This is a genomic window from Nostoc sp., assembly GCF_036919575.1.
GTDB lineage: Bacteria > Cyanobacteriota > Cyanobacteriia > Cyanobacteriales > Nostocaceae > Nostoc.
The window spans coordinates 138,711-159,737 of record NZ_JBALBY010000026.1; the positions used below are offsets into that span (position 1 = coordinate 138,711).

A 21,027-nucleotide genomic window follows, 5' to 3' on the forward strand; every position below is an offset into this window, starting at 1 on the left:
AAGAATGCAGAATCCAGAATCCAGAATTCACCAATCTTTCAGTCGGGGATTGGGACCGGCGCAGGAATTGTTGCACCACCAAAAATTCTAGTTTTGTGGGGGTGCAAAAACGCCGATTATTCATCCGCTTTTTCGTTCAGAATACCCTTCTTGTATTCTGATTCCTGACTCCTGAATTCTGTTCGATAAAAACCTTTTTTCATGTAATTAAAGTCTGATTATTTTTGTACCTAAACCAATTCGTAAACTCGCATTAATATGGATATCGTCATTGTTGGCGCAGGTCCAGCTGGTCTATTTTTAGCCCATCGATTGCTCGCCCAAAACCCCAGGCATACGGTAAAACTGTATGACTGTAATCAAAATCCGACTGGTTTAGAATCTTTTGACAGTCGAGGATTCGGCTTGGGATTAGGTGCAAGAGTACAGCGTTGGTTGAACAGTATTGAAGGGCTGGGGGAGCAGTTAGCCTCTCAAGGGATTCAATTCACGAACACTGAACTTATTTTGATTCCGCGTCGGACTCTGTGTGCTTTACTTGTGCGCTCACTACTGATGCATTATGGCAATCGAACCTCTGATGAGAGTTCACGGCTATCGCTACACTTTAACGTTTCAGTCGTCGATGTTGATCTCGCACGTCGTGAGATCGTGATTGAGAGAGAATCTGGTGATGAAAAAGTAGCCTACGATCTGCTAGTGGGGGCAGATGGAATTCACTCGACCATCCGAAGTGCCATGATCATCTCAAAACCAGACGAAATCGATTTTCAACAGCAGCAACGACCAGAGGTATGGAAAGTACTGCAACTACCGATGCAGGCAGAACTACAAAAATCTCCACCTCGGCTGATTCGACTTCAAAAGCGAAGCACTCAATTTGGTCTTGTTTTTGGTGCCTGCTTACCGCGAAAAGATGGTCATTTAACTGCGCTGATTTTCTGGCAACCAATAGGCAGCAGCGATCAAGTCAATCCCTGTGGAATTACAACTGTAGAGGAATTACAGCAGTTATTACAGGAGATGTTCCCAAAAAAATTACCTGCACTCAAGCTTGACCCAGAGCAAGCTGCGGCATTCTTAGAAGCCCAGCCGGGGCATGAATACTGGAGTCAATGTCGGTGCTATCATCACTTGGAGGGTGGGGCGGTACTGATTGGGGATGCTGCACACTCTATGTTTAGTCTTTTGGGACAAGGTTGCAGCGCAGCGATCAGCGATGCAGTTGTCCTTGACTCATTGCTTGGGCAACACGGCGATCAATTATCACTCGTCTTACCTCAGTTTTCTGCTCAACAAGTCGAAGAAGGTCATGCTGCTTCTGACCTAAGCCTGATTGCATTAATCGTTTACCACCCCTGGTTAGGGCTTTTCTACAGAATCACAACGTTGGTATGGGTCTTTGTACTAAGACAGCCAAGTATCGTTGCTCGGCTCAATCAAGTCGGGAGCAACTATATACAAGTACTCCGCGAAAATAGATTGTGGATATGGCTTGCTAAGAAACTCCTCCCAGAGCCACCAAAAGTGTCAAAACTGAGAAAGATTTAGGGAGAAAAGTGTGACTTGCACTATATCAAAAACTACTGATCTGATTGCACAGTAAAGTCAATCACAACTTAACTCTCAAGTAAATACAAAAGGAACGCTTACATGGGAAAAGGGAGATTAGAAGCATTCAGCGATGGGGTGATTGCTATCATCATCACCATTATGGTGCTGGAAATTAAAGTGCCGCATGGGTTCGATTTAGCCGCGCTACGTCCGCTAATCCCGGTATTTCTAAGCTATGTGCTGAGTTTTATTTTTATCGGCATCTACTGGAACAATCACCATCACCTACTACAAGCAGTCCGGCACGTTAATGGGCGTATCCTTTGGGCAAATTTGCATCTGCTGTTTTGGTTGTCGCTAATCCCCTTCGTCACCGGCTGGATGGGCGAGAATAACTTTGCCGCTATGCCAGTAGCCCTTTATGGTACGGTATTGTTGTTGTCTGCAATCGCTTACTTCATCCTTACCCGCGCCCTGATTCATTACCACGGTAGAGATTCGACTCTAGCGATCGCAGTCGGTGGAGACTTCAAGGGAAAAGTATCGGTGGTCTTCTATGCTGTAGCTATTCCACTTGCCTTTGTCAACTCATGGTTTGCTTGTACATTGTACATTTTAGTGACCATCATCTGGCTTATCCCTGACCGTCGCATTGAGAAGACTCTCACTCCCTGAACGAATTACTTTCTTTACCCAGTCAAAAAGTCTGGGCTAAACATCCTTAATGTAGGAAATCCAAGTGTAGAGCTTATGGAAGCCAACGGATTCGTAAAGCTGTAAAGCACTATTCGGGTTATTAAAATCGACTGACAGCTTTGCCATATCCATACCAGCAGCTTGCAACTGACGCATTCCCGAAAGTAACATTGCACGTCCTAGCCCTATCCGACGAAAACCACGTCTTGTACTGTCATATCTTAGCGCTGTACTCAGTACCTTTCCATTTTGGCGTCAAGCCGCACGCCAAAGCCAAGCTAGACTGCACCAACAGGCAGCTTGGAAACAGAATTGGGTCGCGATCGCACCCTGGCTTGTGATTGCATTGACGCTGGTTACATCTTTCTCCAATCTGCTGCATGACAATTGGGCGACTGAAGCGATCGTCAAAGCATTTTTAGGGCTACCAATTATCTTGGTGAGTGCAGAACACCTCTTTGTCATCAGCCAATTTCGGCAATAAATCTAAGGTTTTCTATGTAATTAGCCATTACCCATTTGACAAAAGCGAGGTTTCACATCAGTCTTCATGGTATTGCATAATGGGTGTATTTGTTTGAGATTATGAAGTGGAATACACAAGTAAATATTATGCTTAGTCAATTACCAAATTGCATTACCAGTCCTTCGTGGTGGCAACTGATAAGATGGATTGGCGATCCGATTGGATTTCAGCAAAAGTATAGTCAAAAGTATGGAGACATTTTTTCCATGCGACTGAGTGGACTCGGTTCTTATGTAATTCTTAGCCATCCCCAAGCCATTCAAGAAATTTTCAGTCAAGATTCTAAATTTGATGTTGGTCGTGGTAACAAACTTGCAGAGCCTCTGATTGGGCGAAATTCTCTCATGTTAATAGATGGTGCCCGCCATCGACGAGAACGAAAATTATTAATGCCCCCCTTTCATGGAGAAAGGCTACAGGCTTATGGTCAACAAATCTGCTTAATTACCGAGCAAATCGCCAGTCAATGGCAAACCGATCAACCTTTTGTGGTTCGGTCTGCCATGCAGAAAGTGAGTCTAGAAGTAATTTTACAAATTGTCTTTGGTTTAAGTGAAGGGGAACGCTATCAGCTAATTTTACCTCTACTTACTAGTTGGTTGGATATGACTGATTCTCCTTTGCGCTCCAGTATGCTATTTTTGCCGTTCTTACAACAAGATTGGGGAAAATGGACTCCTTGGGGGCAGATGAAAAATAGACAAAGCTATATTCATCAGCTACTTCAAGCAGAAATTGAAGAGAAAAGAACAAAGAACAATCAGAGTCAGGGTGATGTTCTGAGCTTGATGATGGCAGCACGGGATGAAAATGGGCAAGGAATGACCGATGATGAATTAAAAGATGAATTGCTCACAATTTTATTTGCTGGACATGAAACTACTGCAACAACGCTAGCGTGGGCTTTCTATCAAATTCATCAAAATTCAGATGTCCTCTTGAAATTGCAGCAAGAACTCGACAGCTTGGGGGAAAATCCTAACCCGATGGAAATCGCCCAACTTCCTTACTTAACCGCAGTATGCCTTGAAACCCTGCGAATGTATCCAGTCCTTCCAATACTTTTCCCACGCATTACCAAATCATCGATAAATATTGCAGGATACCAGTTTGCTCCTGACACAACCTTAATAGCAAGTATCTACCTCCTGCATTACCGGGAAGACTTGTATCCTAATCCTCAACAATTTAATCCCGAACGTTTTTTAGAACGCCAGTATTCCCCTTGGGAGTTCATTCCATTTGGTGGTGGAAGTCGGCGATGTTTAGGATATGCCCTGGCTTTGTTAGAAATGAAGTTAGTCCTGGCAACCGTTTTATCTAATTATCAACTTGCATTGGTGGAAAATAAACCTCTTAAACTGCAAAGACGTGGGTTTACCCTTGCTCCTGATGGTGGAGTTCGGATGATGATGATTAAAAAACGAATTACACAGATTGTAAGGGCGTAAGAGCGATTCTAAAATCTCTGCTTTCCTCTCTGCGTTCTCCGTGCCTCTGCGGTTTAAAAGTTATTTATTGAACCACAGAGGCGCAGATAACACAGAGAAAAGAGGAATTATTATCGAAAAATTTTACCCATCTTGAAAGGGCTATTACGCATTGACCATAAATACCAAATATGTATCAGGTAAAAAACCACATCTTTCGTAGGGGTTTAGCATGGCTTTTCCCCTACAGTATCGTCTATTTACGACCAAAGGATAATTATTACTCCCCAAGGTTTATCACTACATCCACACATTTGGGTACTTCTATCAAGACTCTAAGCCAGAGAATGCTGGTCAATTTTGACATCATTACCAGGTATAAATTCCAATGTGCGGAAACCCAACACAGCCAGTAAATCCTTTTCTGGTAACTTGACTGGAGCTGGTTTTTCAGCTTTTCCTGGCGCAGGTAACGGATAGGAAACAGATGCAGCTGTACTAAATCGAATGTTACCTTCGCTATGTTGAATTACTTGATGAATGTGACCACTGAGGACGGTAACAGAAGAAAAGCGGGATAATAACGAGAGTACTTTGCCTGAGTCTGCGGTTGCCCAACCCCATTGAGGATAAAGATTATACAAAGGAATGTGACTAAAAATAACTATTGGCGTGTCTTGTTTCTGCGCTGCCAGGTCTTTTTCTAGTAAATCTAGTTGCGCTTGGCCGAGTTTCCCTTGACCAGTTTCGCCAAATTCCAGCACATTGGTCAGGGAAATCAAATGCACGCCATTATAGTCCCATATTTGCAAACCTTCTCTTTTATCCTTTTGGCTGAATGCTTCTCCATAAGCTTTCCCCCTGTCTCCGATGGTGTCATGTTCGCCAGGGAGGGTAAACAGTGGTGCTTTCAATTGGGAAAGAAATTGTTTTGCCGTGTCAAATTCCTCCGGTTTGGAAAGGTGAGTGATGTCTCCAGTATGAACAATGAATGCTGGTGGTGTGGATAGTGAATTTATGGCGTTGATGGTTTGTTGCAGAGTTGCAGTAACGTGGGGGTTCGCTTCCTTATTGAAACCTAGATGTGTGTCGCTGATTTGCACAAATGATAAAGGTGCAGAATTTGCTAATTTCTTACCTTGCGAATCTTTGACCGAACAGGATACAAGTAAACCATTTTCCCCCACTACCCACAGAATACCAAGACCAGTCCAGCCAACGTGTTCAATAAACTTTCTACGTCTCATTTTGTTTTCCTATTTAAAGTGAAAGTTACTTTGCTTTAAGTCAAAAGCAAGAGGTATTTTATCAGAGCCTTTTTACTTTTTACTTGTGTTAACAGTAATTGTTCCTTGCATGTAGGGATGAATAGAACACAAGTAAGGGAAAGTTCCTGGCTGCGTGAAAGTGTGTTTCCAAACTTGATCCCCATCCAGTCCCTTAGAATCAAAAGAGCCATCTTTGGCGGTAATAGTATGTGGTTCCTCATCTTGGTTGACGAACTGCACGGTTTCACCAGCACCGATCTTGAAATTTGACGGTAAGTATTTGAAATTGACAATTTTGACGGTAGGATTTGCGGTATTGGCGGTAATTTCCTGCGGTTGGGGTGTAGGTGTTACAGATTGTCGGTTGGGGGTGCAGGATGATAAAGAAAACACAATTACCAGAATTGCAGAAGCAAGTCCTTGAAGCAAGTAAGAGATATATTTCATATATCGATAGAACCGAAGTTTATTAAGGAATTGCACCAGAGGATGCAAAAATACAACAGATAAAAATCGGCGATTTGTTGCATTTTTACTTTTTCAGGACTTAGGCAAGATGTGACCGAAAACCTTATTCTTGCGTAGCGGTAATTCATGAATTACCGCTACTGTCGTTATCTTTTGCGTAAGTCCTGTTTTTACTTGTTATGACTTGCGCCGTTGAGAAAATAAACCTGTCATATTTAGTCCGGTGGCAATTAAACTCAGCAATCCCAATCCGTTGAATACGGGTAAAATTGCTGACAGTCCCAAAAATTGGAACGTATGAATTTTGAGGAGAAATCCGACTAATTGGGCTTGATGCAGCCACTCATCCGCAACTGTCATGGCAATACCTGTAACTGCGGTGATAATTAGTGGTAAGCAGATTGTAAGTGCAATTAGTCGGTGATATTTGCGGAAAACTAATCTCATTATCAAATTCCTAATCTTCTTCTAAGGCTTGTAGTTGTGCTTCTAGTGCGTTTAAATATCCTTGGTCAGATAGAGTTTGCTCTGGTAGTAGCTTTGCCTTCACCGCACTTTGAAGAATATCTTTAGCTGTTAGCATTCCCGACTGATGCGCGTTCAACAGAGCATTTCCACTCTTGATACCTACATTTTTTAAGTAGCCGCGTTCAGCCATAAAAGCCAGATTGAAAGGATTAATTTGACTGGCTTTGGCACTGTTTGCCACGACTGAATTATATGTAATTGAGGTTTGTGCTTGAGCAGTGGTTGCTAGTACAGGAGATATTAACAAAGCTGATAAAATTGGGAGAATGTAACGTTGCATAGTTTTACCTCGTGAATAGAGTTGTTGGGATAAAGCAATGAAAGCAGGTAGGGGAAAACCTACCCAACTTGTTTTCATCTGGGTAATGTGTAAGTGAAAAAGGCTATTTTAGTAGAGACACAATTAAATAGCGGACGCGGGTTATATTTGAGAGAGACTCACACGCCATTAACGGCATCGTGTCTCTACAATCAAGCATTACCGAAATCAATAATTGTGTGGGTTAGTGTTCGCTTCTATTCCTATAACGAACGAGATGAGAATTTGGATTTCACCTCAATCTAAAATCCAAAATCTAAAATCTAAAATCCAATTGCCTCCGTCAATCGTTATATAAATAGAAGTAAAACCTTTGCGATCGCTAACCAAATGGTGTAATCTGATATCCACGCAGGTATATTCACACCCCAGCATGGAGTCACATTCTCCCCCGCACCAGACAGATACAGAGTTGCTCCACGCCCTGAAAGCAAAACATCCCGGGGCGTTAAGTATTCTCTATGACCGTTACGGTCAGGTTGTCTACGGAATTGCACTGAAAGTATTGCAAAACCCGCAGGAAGCAGAGGATTTAACACAGGAGATTTTTCTGGCTTTGTGGCGCAATCCGACTGTCAATCCCAACCACAGTCATTTCCTGCGTTATCTGATCACGATGACGCGCTCAAGGGCAATAGATAAAATCCGCTCTCGGAGTCGCACCCTCAATCTCTTGCACCGCTTTGGGCAAACAGTCACCGCCGAAACCCTCTCTCCAACTCCGGTTGAGCAAGCTGAGTTAACAGAACGCCAAGCAGCCGTTCGCTCTGCCCTTACCCAACTGCCAGACAACCAACGTCAGATTATAGAGATGGCTTATGATGCTGGACTTAGCCAGTCGGAGATTGCTCAACAACTAGATGTACCATTAGGAACAGTGAAAACTTGGACGCGCCAAGGACTGCTGAAGCTAAAACAAATATTACTTGATGCTATTGATTAGTTACCTATGACTGCACCAGAAAATTCTCAATATGTACAACAGTTAGCAGCAGGCTATGTCGTGGGTGAACTGTCTCCTGATGAAGCTCTTGAGTTTCAGCAGATGCTCGCAGAAAATTCATCCTTGGCAGTGGAAGTAGAGCAGTTACAGCAAGTATTAGATGAAGTGGTTTATGGTTTAAATGCTGTTGAGCCACCACCGCATTTGCGTGCAGCTATCCTCAGCAATTTAAAGGACGTAGAGACTGAAAATCTCTTCGCGTCCCAGCGTCGTCCGGTCAGCGCTTTTCCCTATAGTCTCTCCTGGCGCAAAATCATCGGCAGTGTTGCGGCACTATTAATTTTGTATTTGGGAATAGAGAACTACCACTTGCGTATAGAATTGCAGATAGCTGATAATCTCAAGACACTGCTGCAACAAAAAGCAACCCGCCTGTTTCCCTTAAGGGGTGTGAATGTAGCAAAAGCAGCAAGCGGCAGTTTTGTGCTGAATCTGCAACAGCAAACAGGTGTGATTGCGATTCAAAATGTTCCCCCTCAGCCTGTTGGAACTGTTTACCGACTTTGGGCAGTTGTTGAGGGCGAAAAAATCCCGTGCGGACAGCTTCCTGCCAGTACACAGGGTAAGATTGTCGAAAAATTTGCGATGCCTGCTGATTTTTATGATGCGGGGATATCAGAAATGTTTGTGACGCTGGAGACATCCACTGACCATCGGTATCCACTAGGACCGGTAGTCATGAAGAGTGCTTTTACCTTTGGTGATGGTAGTAAACTTTAATATCCGCTCTCTACGGTGCGATCAATCATACCCAACTGAATTCTGACTCCTGAATTCTGTTCGATAACTCCATAAATCAACCAAAATCAGCCAGATATACAGGTATCGATCGCAGATATTTCTTGGATTACTCTAAGTCCCAGTAGTTAAATAAGTTACAAAAGCATCAGCTTGAACTGATAACCTATGCTTTTGATACCAAGCATAAGCGTTATCTGCAACTGTCTGCCCTATCGATAAGTTCATCCTGTACTGGTACTTGTCTCCTAGCCAGTAGTGTTTCCCTGCTTCCAGACCATCTAGATCTTGTCCTTTGTACCATGTGCCTATAGGCAGCAATCTATGAGCGCAGTAAGCTGCAAAAATTGTTGATTTTGCCAAAAATTCAGTAGGGTAATTAAAAAAACCTGCCACTGAGTTTGATAATAAGTTGCTGATTTCTTCAGCAGACTTAACTCCCAAACAGACAACAGAGATATTATTTACTGGCTCAATCTCAAAATTGAGAGGAGTACCAATATCTAGAATTTCCTCAATTTCTAACTCAACACAAGTGCGCTGCAACGCTAATTGTGAGTCCTGATAAACACGAGAACGCGGACCCCGACCACCAAAAATTACCAAGCGTCGAGGGCGTTCTGATAAAAAAGTTAAATTCTCAGGCTCACCAACATTGGAAAAGACAGGCAAAGTCGCAACTTTAGGATGTTTTCCTTGACCCAATTTCGTGATAATTTCAGCATACTCTTGCTTGCTAGTAAGACAGCGATCGCTCAAGCGAACCAGACGTGCAGCTAAATTTCTTTGCAGTGGTGATGTCCAAAACTGACTTGTCCAAATAGAACCAAAAGCATAAATTTCGTGAAACATCGTTACCAAATGTCGGGAAGTCCCAGTTTTTCGCCAATGCTCCAAACCTTCTATCAACCAAAGTGGACAACCTCGCTTTGCATAGCCATAGCCCACATAATGCAACAAAACTGTGGTTCTTGAATGCTGTTCATTCAGTAGTAACTCCAACAAAGCTGCACTAGATTGTTCCGCCACCTGGTTAACCGTAAATCCCCTGACAAAAGGATCACCAGACCAATTCGGATCTCCAATTACAAAATCATTCACCAAGCCAAAGTCTTGACGCAGTTGCACTGCTAAATTTAGGGCATAATCTCCAACTCCATCCACAGCAGGGGGTAGACGGGGAACGATAGCAGTAATCCGATCTAAATCACTCATTATTATTAACCCCCTTTCGCCTTTTAGCAGATGCCAGTCAACGTAGTTATTTCTCTAACAGTTTCTTAACCTTTCAAAGCGTGCTGATCACTGGTGTCTCACTATTCTTGGCAAGAACTGGATTTGGCATTCCTGGACAATATTTGGCTATATTGTTGGGCAATATTTCTTTTCAATTATTAATGTGCTGGGATGGGCTGCGTCGTTATCCAGATGTTTTTACAGTTTTGGGCGATCGCAAATCCCAACTTTCGATAGATAAACAACTGTGGCGACTAAACTGGCCTACATTAGCTCTAAATCTTTCAGGTCATCTGAGCTTGTTTACAGATAATATTATCATTTCTTACAGCCTAAGCCCTGCAACAGTCGTGCCGTTTTTTATTACCCAACGTCTAGGAATGCTGGCACAAACACAAATACAAGGCATTGGTAATGCTACTTGGGCAGCTCTTGCTGATCTCCATGCTAAAGGAGAAATAGACAAGTTCAATGCTCGTGTGATTGAACTGACAAGATTAGTAGCAGTAATGGGACTAGCCTTGATGGTGGCGATCGCTGCTTATAATCCTTATTTTGTAAAATTATGGGTGGGACAAGAGCGCTTTGCTGGCGATGGAGTTACCTTACTAGCTGCTTGTAATGGTTTTTTACTAGGGCTTTTTTCGCTTTGGGGATGGTGTTTTAGTGGCACAGGAAATGTAAGCAAGATAACACTACTTTCTGCACTTACAGCAGTAATAAATGTGGTAATCAGTGTTGTCAGCACTCATTTTTTTGGAATTATCGGGCCGCTTCTAGGTACTTTTGTTACTTTTACAACCATTAGCTCGTGGTGCTTACCTTTATTAATGCAGCAGGTGTTTGGCACATCTTTGAAACAACTTTTTTTAGCAGTTAGTCAACCTTTATTAGTGGGTATCCCTTATGGTTTTGTCGTCTGGTGGATTGCTAGAAGCCATACCCCTTGGGGGTGGCTTGGATTAGGGGTCGAAATTGGGTTAGCCGCACTAATTTACCTTGTCATAGCATGGTTGCTTGTGCTTACTAAATCAGAGCGTTACCAATGGAATTATCGATTACAAACGTTGTTTTCACTAATTCAGCGATAAATTAACTATTTCACTGTCAGTTCCCCAATATAGTAGACGACACTGCTATATAAAAACTAGCTTGCGGGGAGACAAAATGCCCTGAAAAGTTTACAGGTAAAACAATGTGGCAATTTATGGTAAAACAAAAAGAGTCTTTATTTGCAACAAGCTCTATTTAATGATAATGTTACCAGAATTCTACGAAACACACCTCAAGCGAGAACTTGGACACGCCGAATATTTAGTACTAAAAATTCTGATTAATTTATTACAATCGATAAAAACTGTCAGCATAGAATTAGGTGATTTTATTCCCCTTACTTACTTAGTACTAGATGGACACTTTGATAAGGTAATCGGTATTCAAGTTGCATAATCAGGGCGGGCTTTTCGGCCCACCCCACAAGATATTGAGAAAATTTTAATATGCTTTCTTAGATGTGTTTTAGCTTAACAATAATACTTTGCAGATGGCTCGGCAAGTTAACTTGCAGATAATTTCCAAGTTGCGCCATGATTCAGCATTATACGTCCCTTATGAAAATCCTGACTCCAGTAAACGCTCTCGTCGTAAATACGGTGATCAGGTTGACTATCGTAACGTCTAATTTACTAAGGCAACGCTGCCACTATCGGTTTGACTTAAGTCAAACTAAGTTATGTCCTGGGGTGGTACTCTGGGTTAAGTCAACAAGAGAGGGACTTTGCGGCTAGAATGTATACATATAATTCCCGTATAGATGTCAATGCAACAAAGCCGACTTCTGCCTCCAGCCAAGTTGCCTTCTTCACTAAAATGATGATATATGATCAGGTAGCATATGACACTATATTTTCCTCGACGTAAATTTGTTTTGTATGGTTCAGCTACTTTCGCTACTAGCCTATTACTGAAAGCTTGCAGGAGCAATCAAAGCACGACACCAACAGTTAGTAGTAGTGGGGAAGGTTTTAAAATTGCGATCGCACTCCCTGGAATGATCACTGATAAAGCTTGGAATCAGTCTGGTTACGAAGGCTTAACCCTTGCAAAACAAAAGCTGGGTGCAGAAGTTGCATATCTCGAACAAGTCGCCCAAGCAGATCAAACAGAAGCATTAACAGACTTTGCCCGCAAGGGTTATAATGTTGTATTCGCCCACGGTGGACAATTTGATGCAGCCATAGAGCAAGTTGCTACACAATTTCCCAATACATTTTTTGTGGGTGTAAATGGTAATAACAAGGGAAGAAATATTGCCTCTTTGCGAATAGATCATTTGCAAGGTAGTTATTTATGTGGCATTATTGGCGCAGCTATCACTAAATCTAATAAATTAGCTTATATTGCTGGACAAGAATTCCCCGCTACCCAAGAAGAACTACGGGGATTTAAATTAGGAGCAAAATCAGTTAAACCCAATATTCAAATTACTTCTACATTTCTAGGTGATTGGAATGATGTTGCTAAGGCAAAATCAGCTACACTTGCCTTAATTTCTTCGGGTGCTGATGTAATTTATCAATGGTTAGATAGTTCTTCAGCCGCAGTTTTACAAGCAGCGAGTGATAAAGGAGTTTATGCTTTTGGTAATACAAAAGACCAATTAGATGTTGCTCCAAAAGCAGTGTTAACAAGTGCAGTTAAACGATTAGATATAGCAATAGCTTATTTAGCAGAACTCGCAAAACAAAAACAACTCAAAGGGCAGATATATACTATAGGTTTAGAAAGAAAAGATATATTATATTTAGGTAAATTTGGGGCAGTAGTACCGGAAACAGTTAAACAAAATGCTTTGAAAGTACAACAGGCAATTGTCGATAAAAAAATTATCTTTGAAAATTGTCAGGAAGCTGGTAAAGATACCCGTTGTGTCAAAAAAGCATGAATCTCAATGTATTTACGTTTAGAAAATATTAGTAAACGCTTTAACTCATTTGTTGCTAATCAGAATATTAGCTTCAGTGTTGATGCTGGCAAAATTCATGGAATTTTAGGTGAGAATGGTGCAGGTAAGACGACTTTAATGAACATTATTAGTGGTCTATATCAACCTGATACTGGAAAAATTTATCTAGAAGATAAACCAGTAAAAATTACCTCTCCAAAGGGCGCAATCAAACTCGGTATAGGCATGGTATATCAACATTTTATGCTTGTGCCTAAGTTAACTGTTACCGAAAATATTATCCTGGGTAGAGAAAATAGTTGGTGTTTAAATGTGCGGGAAAAACAACGAGAAATTGCGGCTTTATCCCAAGCTTATGGGCTAGAAATTGACCCCACAGATAAAATAGAAAATTTACCAGTAGGGACACAACAGCGAGTAGAAATTCTCAAAGTGTTATATCGCCAAGCCCAACTATTAATTCTCGATGAACCAACAGCAGTTTTGACACCAACAGAAGTTGAATCATTAATTAATATCTTGCGACAACTGGCGGCGGCTGGCAAGACGATTATTTTTATTAGCCACAAGTTAGAAGAGGTAATTAATCTCTGCGATACAGTCACAGTATTACGACGAGGTAAAGTGGTAGCGACAACGACAGCTAAAGAAGTGACTCCTCAGCAATTAGCAGAATTGATGGTGGGACGCGAAGTAGCTTTACAAGTGAATAAATCTGCATCTGTACCGGGAAAAGTGATAGCGTCGGTACAAAATTTGCAAGTTGTTGATGATAGAAATATTCCTGCTGTCCGTAATGTTTCATTTGAATTACGGGCTGGGGAAATTTTAGGAATTGCTGGTGTAGATGGCAATGGACAGCGAGAATTAGCTGATGCGTTGGCTTTGCCCGCCGCAGGCATCGCAGGTTTAAGAACTATCAACAAGGGTAAGATTGAGTTTAGTAGCTCCTGTACTCGCCAGAGAATAGGTTACATTCCTGAAGATCGGCAAAAAATGGGTTTGGTGTTGCAGTTTAGCATTGCCCAAAACTTGATTTTGAATACTTTTAAAAACTTACCATTCTGCCGCAATTTTTTATTACAACCACTAGTAATCAAAAATTATGCTAAAGTTGTCATGGAAGAATTTGATATTCGGGCGACTGCGGAAGATATCAAGGTAAGCCAACTATCGGGGGGAAATCAACAAAAGGTAGTATTGGCGAGAGAATTGGCGGGAGAACCAAATTTAATTATAGCGATGCAACCCACACGGGGATTAGATGTCGGGGCGACAGCCGCAGTTCATTCTCAGTTGTTAGCACAACGCGATCGCGGTGCCGCAATCTTGTATATTTCTACAGAGTTAGAAGAAGTAATGGCCATGAGCGATCGCATTGCCGTAATCTTATTAGGAGAGTTTGTCGCTATTTTGGATGCACAGACAGCGACGATAGAGGAAATTGGTTTATTGATGGCTGGGGGGACACGCAGAGGGTAAAATGCCAAGTCTTTACATTATCTGTTGTTTGCCCTAATACCCACTTAAACGTCGAAGCTGATCTCGAAAATAGCAGAAACTTGGTGATTGATTATTGTCAATGTCCATAAGGGGAGAGATCCTTTCCGCCCAAGTTGCCTTCTCTTTACCAATTCCCTGCCAACCAAGTTTAGATAATTTTTGGACACCACCGGAATATACTGCATCGGCTAACTTCTCCCATGTGCCACAAATATTATCATTGGTATATGAATTTAGGACTGCTTGTTTGGCATTCGGATAAGCTGCCTTCACTGCTGTTAAATCACCTAAATACCATGCTTCTCCTTCCTCAATAGCGATACAAAATTGTGTCTTTGGTTTAGGATTACAAGAATTTACGAGTTCAAGTAGTTCTTTGCGAAAAGCACTCAGGCATCGGTCATCAAGATCGCAAATGACAATGAGGACAGCAGGGAAATAAAATAATGTTTTACCATAGCCTTGAATAAGTCGCGGCAACTGGTCAAGCAGAATTCGTTTTTTGGGATCAGAAGTAGATGCTAGATTTCTCGGAATATGCCCTATTCCTTTGTAAGAATGGATATTAAATGTATACTGTTCAGTGTTAATAATTTTTGGGACAAGAATCTCAAGAGCCATTTTGCCAGAAATATCCTCAACGAGTATCTCAAAGTGCATATACTCACCTTGCATCCAAATAGTCACTGTACCAAAGTCCACCAAGGGGTAAGCCTTCAGAAACAAGGTTATTGATCAGAGGATCTTCACTAGTTCGCCTAATTTTAGCAAACCCATCTTCGCCCTTTTCCAGAATCCAAACCTCTTCAGGTTCAAGGGCATCTACAAAATATGGTTGATGTGTTGTCACAAATACTTGCGATCCACCTTTCTGACCTGTAGCGTGTTCTCGAAATTCTCCTGCTAGGGTTTCTAAAAGTTTATGGTAAAGTCCATTTTCTGGTTCTTCGATGCACAAAAATGGTGGTGGTGAGGGATCTTCTAACAGAAGGAGATAAGCGAATACTTTAAGTGTCCCATCTGACATTTGTTGAGCATAAAATGGGTCTTGAAAACCGTTGTCGTTGAAACGCAGTAGGAGTCTTCCGTCTGGACTTTTTTCGGTGCTAATTTTGTTGACACCTGGAATCTTGCTGGCTATCTTTTCAAGTATGGATTGAAACTTTTTGGGATGTTCTCTTTCCATAAACTGAACTACATTGCCCAGATTATCCCCATGAATATTAAGATGTTTTTGTGGACCAGCCAAAGGCAAATTTCGTGCAGCATCTGGAGTAAAATAGCTTAAATACCATCCTTCAATAAATCTACGAAATACAGAAATTCTTGGGTGTTGTTTGAGTGACCCTAAAGTTGCAATTCCCAGTTTTCGCTTATCGTCAAGTTCGACTACCTCGGTTTCTTTACTCTCTTCTTCTGCTTCACCTCTCTGTATTTTTTCTATGAATCTTGACAAATCAAAATCACCTTTTTCTTCCTCAACTTGTTTGCCTTCTTGTTCACCTTTCCACACGATTCCTCTACCTTCATTGAGAATTAGAAAAGAAAAAGGTTGTCCTTTGCTTTGTCCTTTTCTTCGTTGTCTGAGTCTTTCACTCTTTACATAAGGTCTTCCAGATAAATCAATATCTATTGCCAACTCATAGGTAATTGGTCGGGCATTATGATCTTCTTTATAATAGATATCAAACTCAATACTTCCCTCTTGTCCTTCGGAACGAATTCTCTCAAAGCCCCCACGACTACGAGAATCGCACGCTTCTTCTACTCCATTTTTCAGGCAGTCTGCAAGAAAACTAAAAGTGTCAAAAATCGTACTTTTTCCCACACCATTCTTACCAATGACGGCTGTCATTGGTGTTAATGGTTTGGCATTCTGCGTGTTCCATAGCTTGCCCAAGGTGATATCATGAAGAACTCTATAATTTCTTACCCTAAAGCCTTCTACTTTAGACATTTAAGCCCTCTGCTCAACTAAGATTAATCCTAACAGTTCCTACACTGAAAATTTAAGGCTAAGGACATTAAAGAACTTCTAAATCGATATGCAGCATGAGAACAAAACTTCAACGGTATTGTCTTATCAAAAGCCGACTTACGGGGTGGTAGTCATTGCATCATGATCACAAATAAACGCTTTCAACTTCTACTAGCAATCCTATCACCGCTAATTGCGATCGCCTCTGCTTTCCTCGCTGGTGCCATCCTCATATTACTCGCTGGGGCAAATCCCATCACTGCCTACACAGCTTTATTTCAAGAATCCCTAACTACTTACTTTGGGCTTGGTAACACTCTCACCAAAATGACACCCCTATTATTCACTAGTTTAGGGGTATTAGTCGCATTGCGGGGTGGTCAATTTAATATCGGTGGCGAAGGACAAATTTATCTCGGTGCATTGGGTAGCGCTTTAATTGGATTATACGTGCAAGGAATACCCTCTGTCATACACATTCCCTTAGCACTTTTGGCGGGATTTCTCTTTGGTGCGGTTTGGGGTTGGATACCTGGTTATCTCAAAGCTGTGCGAGGAATCAATGAAGTCATCACTACTCTATTACTGAATTACATCGCGGTGAATTTAGTTAGCTACTTGGTGCAAAACCCCTTAAAAGAACCATCAGCGCCTAGTCCTTATTCACCGTTGATTGCCAAATCTGCACAGTTACCGATTATCTTACCCCAAAGTTTAGCCCATGCGGGGATAATACTGGCGTTAATGGCAGCGGTCATATTATGGGTATTATTAGTGCGATCGCCTCTAGGATACCAAATCGCCGCCGTTGGTTTTAACCCCACAGCAGCCCATTATGCGCGGATTTCGGTCAAAAATACGATCGTGCTAGTGATGGCGTTAGCAGGTGGTTTAGCTGGGTTAGCGGGTGCATCTGAGGTGATGGGGTTGAAGTACCGCTTATTTGAACAGGTGTCATCTGGTTATGGATTTGATGCTGTGGCGATCGCTTTTTTAAGTCGCGGTAGTATTGGCGGTGTAGTGTTGACTTCTTTATTCTTTGCCGCCTTGCGTAGTGGTGCAAATGTCATGCAACGTAGTGCGGGTGTGCCAGTGACTATAATTTATGCAATTCAAGGATTAACAGTGTTATTCATTGCCATCAGCCTCGCTGTAGAAACACGAATAAAAACGCAAAGTAACGCTGAGGTTTAACGCGAAAGTTTCTCTGCGATACTCTGCGCTTCCCTTAGCGTCCCTCTGCGTTTAAAAAAAAACTATGAATAACCTTAACTTCCTCTCTGATTACTTAATTGCTAGCTTAAACTTAGCAGTACCCCTAGCATTTGCTGCCCTTGGTGGAATGTACTCGGAACGGTCGGGGGTGCTAAATATTGCCCTCGAAGGGATGTTAATAACTGGTGCTTTTTCCAGTGCAGCCGCTACCTTTTATACTGGCAACCCTTGGCTTGGTGTTCTCTGTGCGTTGATTGCTGGGGGATTAGTCGGTTTACTTCACGCTTTTCTATGTGTCACTTTATATGTTAATCAGTTGGTATCAGGGTTAGCGATTAATCTGGTAGCTGCGGGGCTGACATCGTTTTTAGCGCGGTTAGTATTTAATGGCAGTAGTACTCAAAGATTACCAGGAATTGAGCCTATGGTCATTCCTGGTCTTGCAAACATACCTATACTTGGATCTCTGTTATTCCAGCAAGATGCTCTTGTATATTTACTGATAACTCTAATTGCTGTCAGTATCTATATTTTCTTTCATACTAGCTTTGGGCTGACTTTGCGGGCAGTGGGGGAATATCCCCAAGCTGCTGCTACGGCTGGGCTTTCAGTATCAAGGGTGCGATATTTGGCTGTAGTAGTTAGTGGTTGTCTTGCCAGTTTAGGAGGGGCTGATCTGACTTTGGTGCAAATAAAATTTTTTACCGAAGGGATGAGTGCAGGTAAAGGATTTATTGCGATCGCAGCCTTAATTTTTGGTAGGTGGCATCCTTTAGGTAGTACTTTGGCTTGTTTTTTATTTGGTGCTACGGAAGCTTTACAGTTACGAATTCAAGCACTAGGTGCAAATATTCCTTATCAATTTTTAGTCATGTTACCATATGCGATCGCTTTATTTGCATTACTAGGATTAGCTGGTAAATCTATACCACCACAGGGGTTAGGTGTTCCTTACTCGCCAGAAAATCAGCAAGACAATTAGGGGTGACAGTGCCGTGTGGGTATGCACATAAGACAAATTAGATGTGTTTTAGCTTACCCCCATAAAATTCTTTTCGAGGAAAAACCGTCGCACTTACAAAGAAAATCCCCACTCTTAAGGTAGGGACTACAGGCTTGCTCTCAGCAGCTATTGATACAAGGTCAACTAAGAGGCAGGGGGCGGGGGGAAATGACCCCTGACTACTGCCTAGTTTGCGGAGCGGAACATGGGTCTGATTCCCCCACTTCAAAAAGCGTGGTTCTCGAATTGATTGGGTCGAATCCCTTTTCTGTTCTATCCCCCTTGCTCCCTGCTCCCTGCTCCCCTGCCTCTTTCTCAACTAACTTTAGGTTGCTGCCATAAAATGAGTTTCAATTGGAAGCAGTTGTAAGCCCCATTACTGATTTCTCCTTCGTGGTCAGCTAGCCAATCATAAATTTGTGCAGCTTGCGCTAGTGCCACTTTTTCTGATCTATAAAGCACAGGAGTAGGGCAGTAGGCTTGGCCATTGAAGTGTATAGCTGCAATCTGCCAATAATCGCTGTCTTCACCCTCTGGTACAACTTCTAAAAATCCGCTATTGTAAGACTCAATTATTCCTATGTTCATTTACAACCATCAAACTTTCTAACATTGGCCACAACAAAGCCGATACCAGCCAATTCTTCCGATTCAAAGCTGGAATCACCAGGGAATACAGTCGCAACCCCTACTAATAATTGTGGGTTCATGACCAATGGAAATCTGAATTATTGGTCACTTTTTGGCTTGATTCCGTTATTGGCAGCAATAATGCAAGAGGAATAGACACAAACGCCGGTTAAGTTACTCCTCAGTCAGCTCTTAGGTCGGAGTTTGAACGTGAAATCAATCTGCAATAGGTATTAAATTTTGTATTTTTAAACTTCGCCAAAAATCGCTAAACTCATCGGTTTGGTTGAGGAACTTGCTCTTTGATATTCCCAATGTCACCTAAAAATTGCGATCGCCTACGCCCCGCCGTAGCCCATCGCGCTTTCTTGCCCAAGCTAGGGATCGTACCTGAGCAAATGGGAACCCTGTTAATAGTTGCGTTTCTCACAGTCATGAAAATCTTAAACGTTGCACGCAAGAAGCGATCGCCCCCCATAAAATACAAGCGAGGACAAGCCAAAAGGAGCGATCGCCTAAAACAGATAAAAACTAGGGAGCTATCTTGGCATAAAAATCTTCATCGGCACGCATAAAAGCAGGTCGCTGCATCAAACCATTGATATATTCAGTCAGGGGGTCATTATCTAAGAGCATTCCTAGCTTCTTAGCCCACAGCAAAACTCCTCCAGTGACAATATCAGCAGTTGTTAGTCTATTTGCTACTAAATAATTCTTGCCAACCAATACTTCTCTGAGAGGTTGAGCAACTCGGTCAAACCATTGTCGAGATTCTTGCAGGGAAGTTTCCGACTTGACAAAACCCGGCAGTAGTTTTTCTGGCAGATTTGGCAGCAAATTAAACATATAATGCTCAACAGGTGGCTCTAGGGTAACTACGGCATAAAAAAGCCATTGCTGGTAATCGGCACGTTCAGAACTATCTAGCGGTGGAGCAAACCCCATCTCTATATATTTGTCTGCAAGATAAGTACAAATAGCCGCAGACTCAAAAATCGTTACTTCCCCGTCTACCAAGACTGGTACTTTACCGTGTGGGTGCAGTTCTTTATATTCTGATTGTTTTGTCATGGTCATATTGACTCGAACTAAGTCATAAGCAATTCCCATTTCTTCTAATAGCCACCGGGGGCGTACTGCTCTTGTTGTGGGAATGTAATATAGCTTCATTGCTCCTCCATCAGCCAATGTCTACTTTTAAGAGTGCATAAAGTTATTCTGACTCAAAAAACTTAGTGAAATGAGGAAAAATTGCACCCCTAGAGCGTAGTTTACCGCCAACTCTTGGAGACGCTCCGCGTAGCAAGATCCCGAAGGGTACGGCATCGCTTGTTTCAAAGCAGTACACTGGTACTATGAAAATTCCCGACTGCGTAGGCGTATCCCGCCAACTCTTGGAGACGCTCCGCAAACGGCATCGTTGTCTCCTTTATGCCCACAATCGCCACATAGTCTGTCTTGTCCATCCAGATGGGGTAGACGGTGACAGCTGCTTAGACTTCCGTGAAAACCCCAACATTAAACCAGAGGAGTTATGGCAACCGGAGGGGGCAAGCTACTAGTCTGTCAATAAATAATGTTCACTGTTAGAGTCGCGCGATCTGCCAGGATCGGTGCGGTAATCCTACTTGATGACAAAGTTAGACGGGTCTTGATCTCGTCGATGCTTAGTGGGAATGGGGTCTGGCTGCCCATCACCCGCAAGGGCTGCGGTTTTCTCCAGGGATTCCCTCAATCGCTTGGCTGCGTAGATGGACATGTCTCGCGGTACATTAATGCGATCGCGCAAATATCGGAGAGCGACATCAGATCCCGATGGAGGTACACAGTCTTCACCTGTCATCATCTGTGTTAAAGCACAACGTAGCGCTCGATCAAACAATTTATCATCTAAGGGGTTGACTCGGATAATATTGATCCGGTGTTCGATAGTTCGTTGAAGAGCTTCCATGCGGGAGTTTTCCGGT

General features: G+C 42.3%; 25 protein-coding genes and 2 pseudogenes. 15 read left to right on the top strand and 12 right to left on the bottom strand.

Annotation, left to right across the window (positions count from 1 at the left end; translation table 11 throughout):
- Nucleotides 1-258: 258 nt before the first annotated feature.
- Both V7K27_RS08715 and V7K27_RS08720 read left to right on the top strand, forming a co-directional pair.
- A complete protein-coding gene (locus V7K27_RS08715; RefSeq protein ID WP_334946235.1) occupies nucleotides 259-1,551 on the top strand; it encodes an FAD-dependent oxidoreductase in 1,293 nt (430 codons plus the stop codon).
- Nucleotides 1,552-1,653: 102 nt separating this feature from the next.
- Nucleotides 1,654-2,229, top strand: coding sequence for a TMEM175 family protein (locus V7K27_RS08720; protein WP_334946237.1), 576 nt, complete (start codon nucleotides 1,654-1,656; stop codon nucleotides 2,227-2,229).
- Nucleotides 2,230-2,265: 36 nt separating this feature from the next.
- Here the strand turns inward: V7K27_RS08720 and V7K27_RS08725 are convergent, their stop codons facing one another.
- Nucleotides 2,266-2,421, bottom strand: a complete 156-nt coding sequence (locus V7K27_RS08725) for a hypothetical protein (RefSeq protein ID WP_334946239.1) — start codon at nucleotides 2,419-2,421, stop codon at nucleotides 2,266-2,268.
- A 175-nt stretch (nucleotides 2,422-2,596) separates the two neighbouring features.
- Here V7K27_RS08725 and V7K27_RS08730 point away from each other — a divergent pair, with 175 nt between their 5' ends.
- Both V7K27_RS08730 and V7K27_RS08735 read left to right on the top strand, forming a co-directional pair.
- Nucleotides 2,597-2,734, top strand: coding sequence for a hypothetical protein (locus V7K27_RS08730; protein WP_334946241.1), 138 nt, complete (start codon nucleotides 2,597-2,599; stop codon nucleotides 2,732-2,734).
- A gap of 128 nt (nucleotides 2,735-2,862) precedes the next feature.
- Nucleotides 2,863-4,227: a cytochrome P450 gene (locus V7K27_RS08735; RefSeq protein ID WP_334946243.1), complete on the top strand. Its 1,365-nt coding sequence runs from the start codon at nucleotides 2,863-2,865 to the stop codon at nucleotides 4,225-4,227.
- Between the two features lie 314 nt (nucleotides 4,228-4,541).
- Here the strand turns inward: V7K27_RS08735 and V7K27_RS08740 are convergent, their stop codons facing one another.
- The 4 genes from V7K27_RS08740 to V7K27_RS08755 all read right to left on the bottom strand — a co-directional run bounded on the left by V7K27_RS08740 (nucleotide 4,542) and on the right by V7K27_RS08755 (nucleotide 6,828).
- Nucleotides 4,542-5,453 (bottom strand): metallophosphoesterase family protein, encoded by a 912-nt coding sequence (locus tag V7K27_RS08740; RefSeq protein ID WP_334946245.1) that lies wholly within the window; start codon nucleotides 5,451-5,453, stop codon nucleotides 4,542-4,544.
- A gap of 72 nt (nucleotides 5,454-5,525) precedes the next feature.
- On the bottom strand, nucleotides 5,526-5,921 hold the full coding sequence (locus tag V7K27_RS08745) for a cupredoxin domain-containing protein (RefSeq protein WP_334787710.1): 396 nt from the start codon (nucleotides 5,919-5,921) through the stop codon (nucleotides 5,526-5,528).
- A gap of 198 nt (nucleotides 5,922-6,119) precedes the next feature.
- Entirely contained in the window at nucleotides 6,120-6,389 is a 270-nt protein-coding gene (locus tag V7K27_RS08750) for a peptidase (RefSeq protein WP_334946247.1), read from the bottom strand.
- A gap of 10 nt (nucleotides 6,390-6,399) precedes the next feature.
- Nucleotides 6,400-6,828 carry a hypothetical protein gene (locus tag V7K27_RS08755; RefSeq protein ID WP_334946249.1) on the bottom strand — a complete coding sequence of 143 codons (429 nt, stop codon included), beginning with the start codon at nucleotides 6,826-6,828 and terminating at the stop codon, nucleotides 6,400-6,402.
- Nucleotides 6,829-7,162: 334 nt separating this feature from the next.
- On the opposite strand from V7K27_RS08755, the gene V7K27_RS08760 reads away from it, so the two are divergent.
- Nucleotides 7,163-7,732, top strand: coding sequence for a sigma-70 family RNA polymerase sigma factor (locus V7K27_RS08760; RefSeq protein WP_334946251.1), 570 nt, complete (start codon nucleotides 7,163-7,165; stop codon nucleotides 7,730-7,732).
- 6 nt (nucleotides 7,733-7,738) lie between these two features.
- Complete coding sequence (locus tag V7K27_RS08765) at nucleotides 7,739-8,512, top strand: anti-sigma factor domain-containing protein (RefSeq protein WP_334946253.1); 774 nt, start codon at nucleotides 7,739-7,741, stop codon at nucleotides 8,510-8,512.
- Nucleotides 8,513-8,644: 132 nt separating this feature from the next.
- Here the strand turns inward: V7K27_RS08765 and V7K27_RS08770 are convergent, their stop codons facing one another.
- A complete protein-coding gene (locus tag V7K27_RS08770) occupies nucleotides 8,645-9,745 on the bottom strand; it encodes a glycosyltransferase family 1 protein (protein WP_334946255.1) in 1,101 nt (366 codons plus the stop codon).
- 80 nt (nucleotides 9,746-9,825) lie between these two features.
- On the opposite strand from V7K27_RS08770, the gene V7K27_RS08775 reads away from it, so the two are divergent.
- The 5 genes and pseudogenes from V7K27_RS08775 to V7K27_RS08795 all read left to right on the top strand — a co-directional run bounded on the left by V7K27_RS08775 (nucleotide 9,826) and on the right by V7K27_RS08795 (nucleotide 14,213).
- Entirely contained in the window at nucleotides 9,826-10,857 is a 1,032-nt protein-coding gene (locus V7K27_RS08775) for a lipopolysaccharide biosynthesis protein (protein WP_334946257.1), read from the top strand.
- Between the two features lie 160 nt (nucleotides 10,858-11,017).
- A complete protein-coding gene (locus tag V7K27_RS08780; RefSeq protein WP_442947600.1) occupies nucleotides 11,018-11,215 on the top strand; it encodes a hypothetical protein in 198 nt (65 codons plus the stop codon).
- A gap of 76 nt (nucleotides 11,216-11,291) precedes the next feature.
- A pseudogene (locus V7K27_RS08785) lies at nucleotides 11,292-11,444 on the top strand (transposase); the annotation flags it as partial.
- A gap of 216 nt (nucleotides 11,445-11,660) precedes the next feature.
- Entirely contained in the window at nucleotides 11,661-12,710 is a 1,050-nt protein-coding gene (locus V7K27_RS08790; protein ID WP_334946259.1) for a BMP family protein, read from the top strand.
- Nucleotides 12,711-12,716: 6 nt separating this feature from the next.
- Nucleotides 12,717-14,213 carry an ABC transporter ATP-binding protein gene (locus V7K27_RS08795; protein WP_334946261.1) on the top strand — a complete coding sequence of 499 codons (1,497 nt, stop codon included), beginning with the start codon at nucleotides 12,717-12,719 and terminating at the stop codon, nucleotides 14,211-14,213.
- A 33-nt stretch (nucleotides 14,214-14,246) separates the two neighbouring features.
- Here the strand turns inward: V7K27_RS08795 and V7K27_RS08800 are convergent, their stop codons facing one another.
- Together V7K27_RS08800 and V7K27_RS08805 are read right to left on the bottom strand one after the other, a co-directional pair.
- Nucleotides 14,247-14,921 (bottom strand): hypothetical protein, encoded by a 675-nt coding sequence (locus V7K27_RS08800; RefSeq protein ID WP_334946263.1) that lies wholly within the window; start codon nucleotides 14,919-14,921, stop codon nucleotides 14,247-14,249.
- On the bottom strand, nucleotides 14,899-16,191 hold the full coding sequence (locus tag V7K27_RS08805; protein WP_334946265.1) for an AAA family ATPase: 1,293 nt from the start codon (nucleotides 16,189-16,191) through the stop codon (nucleotides 14,899-14,901). The genes V7K27_RS08800 and V7K27_RS08805 overlap by 23 nt, the downstream gene beginning before the upstream one ends.
- Nucleotides 16,192-16,353: 162 nt before the next feature.
- On the opposite strand from V7K27_RS08805, the gene V7K27_RS08810 reads away from it, so the two are divergent.
- Nucleotides 16,354-17,406: an ABC transporter permease gene (locus tag V7K27_RS08810; protein WP_334946267.1), complete on the top strand. Its 1,053-nt coding sequence runs from the start codon at nucleotides 16,354-16,356 to the stop codon at nucleotides 17,404-17,406.
- A 64-nt stretch (nucleotides 17,407-17,470) separates the two neighbouring features.
- The gene (locus V7K27_RS08815; RefSeq protein WP_334946268.1) at nucleotides 17,471-18,409 is read left to right on the top strand and encodes an ABC transporter permease; all 939 of its coding nucleotides are present in this window, start codon (nucleotides 17,471-17,473) and stop codon (nucleotides 18,407-18,409) included.
- Nucleotides 18,410-18,745: 336 nt separating this feature from the next.
- On the opposite strand, the gene V7K27_RS08820 is transcribed toward V7K27_RS08815, so the two are convergent.
- Together V7K27_RS08820 and V7K27_RS08825 are read right to left on the bottom strand one after the other, a co-directional pair.
- Nucleotides 18,746-19,018 carry a hypothetical protein gene (locus tag V7K27_RS08820; RefSeq protein WP_334946270.1) on the bottom strand — a complete coding sequence of 91 codons (273 nt, stop codon included), beginning with the start codon at nucleotides 19,016-19,018 and terminating at the stop codon, nucleotides 18,746-18,748.
- Complete coding sequence (locus V7K27_RS08825) at nucleotides 19,015-19,140, bottom strand: hypothetical protein (RefSeq protein WP_334946272.1); 126 nt, start codon at nucleotides 19,138-19,140, stop codon at nucleotides 19,015-19,017. The genes V7K27_RS08820 and V7K27_RS08825 overlap by 4 nt, the downstream gene beginning before the upstream one ends.
- 234 nt (nucleotides 19,141-19,374) lie before the next feature.
- Between V7K27_RS08825 and V7K27_RS08830 the strand changes: the two genes are divergently transcribed.
- Nucleotides 19,375-19,635, top strand: a complete 261-nt coding sequence (locus V7K27_RS08830; protein ID WP_334946274.1) for a hypothetical protein — start codon at nucleotides 19,375-19,377, stop codon at nucleotides 19,633-19,635.
- Here the strand turns inward: V7K27_RS08830 and V7K27_RS08835 are convergent.
- The gene (locus tag V7K27_RS08835) at nucleotides 19,592-20,230 is read right to left on the bottom strand and encodes a glutathione S-transferase family protein (RefSeq protein WP_334946276.1); all 639 of its coding nucleotides are present in this window, start codon (nucleotides 20,228-20,230) and stop codon (nucleotides 19,592-19,594) included. The two genes, V7K27_RS08830 and V7K27_RS08835, sit on opposite strands and share 44 nt — an antisense overlap.
- Before the next feature lie 185 nt (nucleotides 20,231-20,415).
- On the opposite strand from V7K27_RS08835, the gene V7K27_RS08840 reads away from it, so the two are divergent.
- Entirely contained in the window at nucleotides 20,416-20,622 is a 207-nt protein-coding gene (locus V7K27_RS08840) for a hypothetical protein (RefSeq protein WP_334946278.1), read from the top strand.
- A 62-nt stretch (nucleotides 20,623-20,684) separates the two neighbouring features.
- Here V7K27_RS08840 and V7K27_RS08845 read toward each other — a convergent pair.
- A pseudogene (locus V7K27_RS08845) lies at nucleotides 20,685-21,027 on the bottom strand (glutathione S-transferase); the annotation flags it as partial.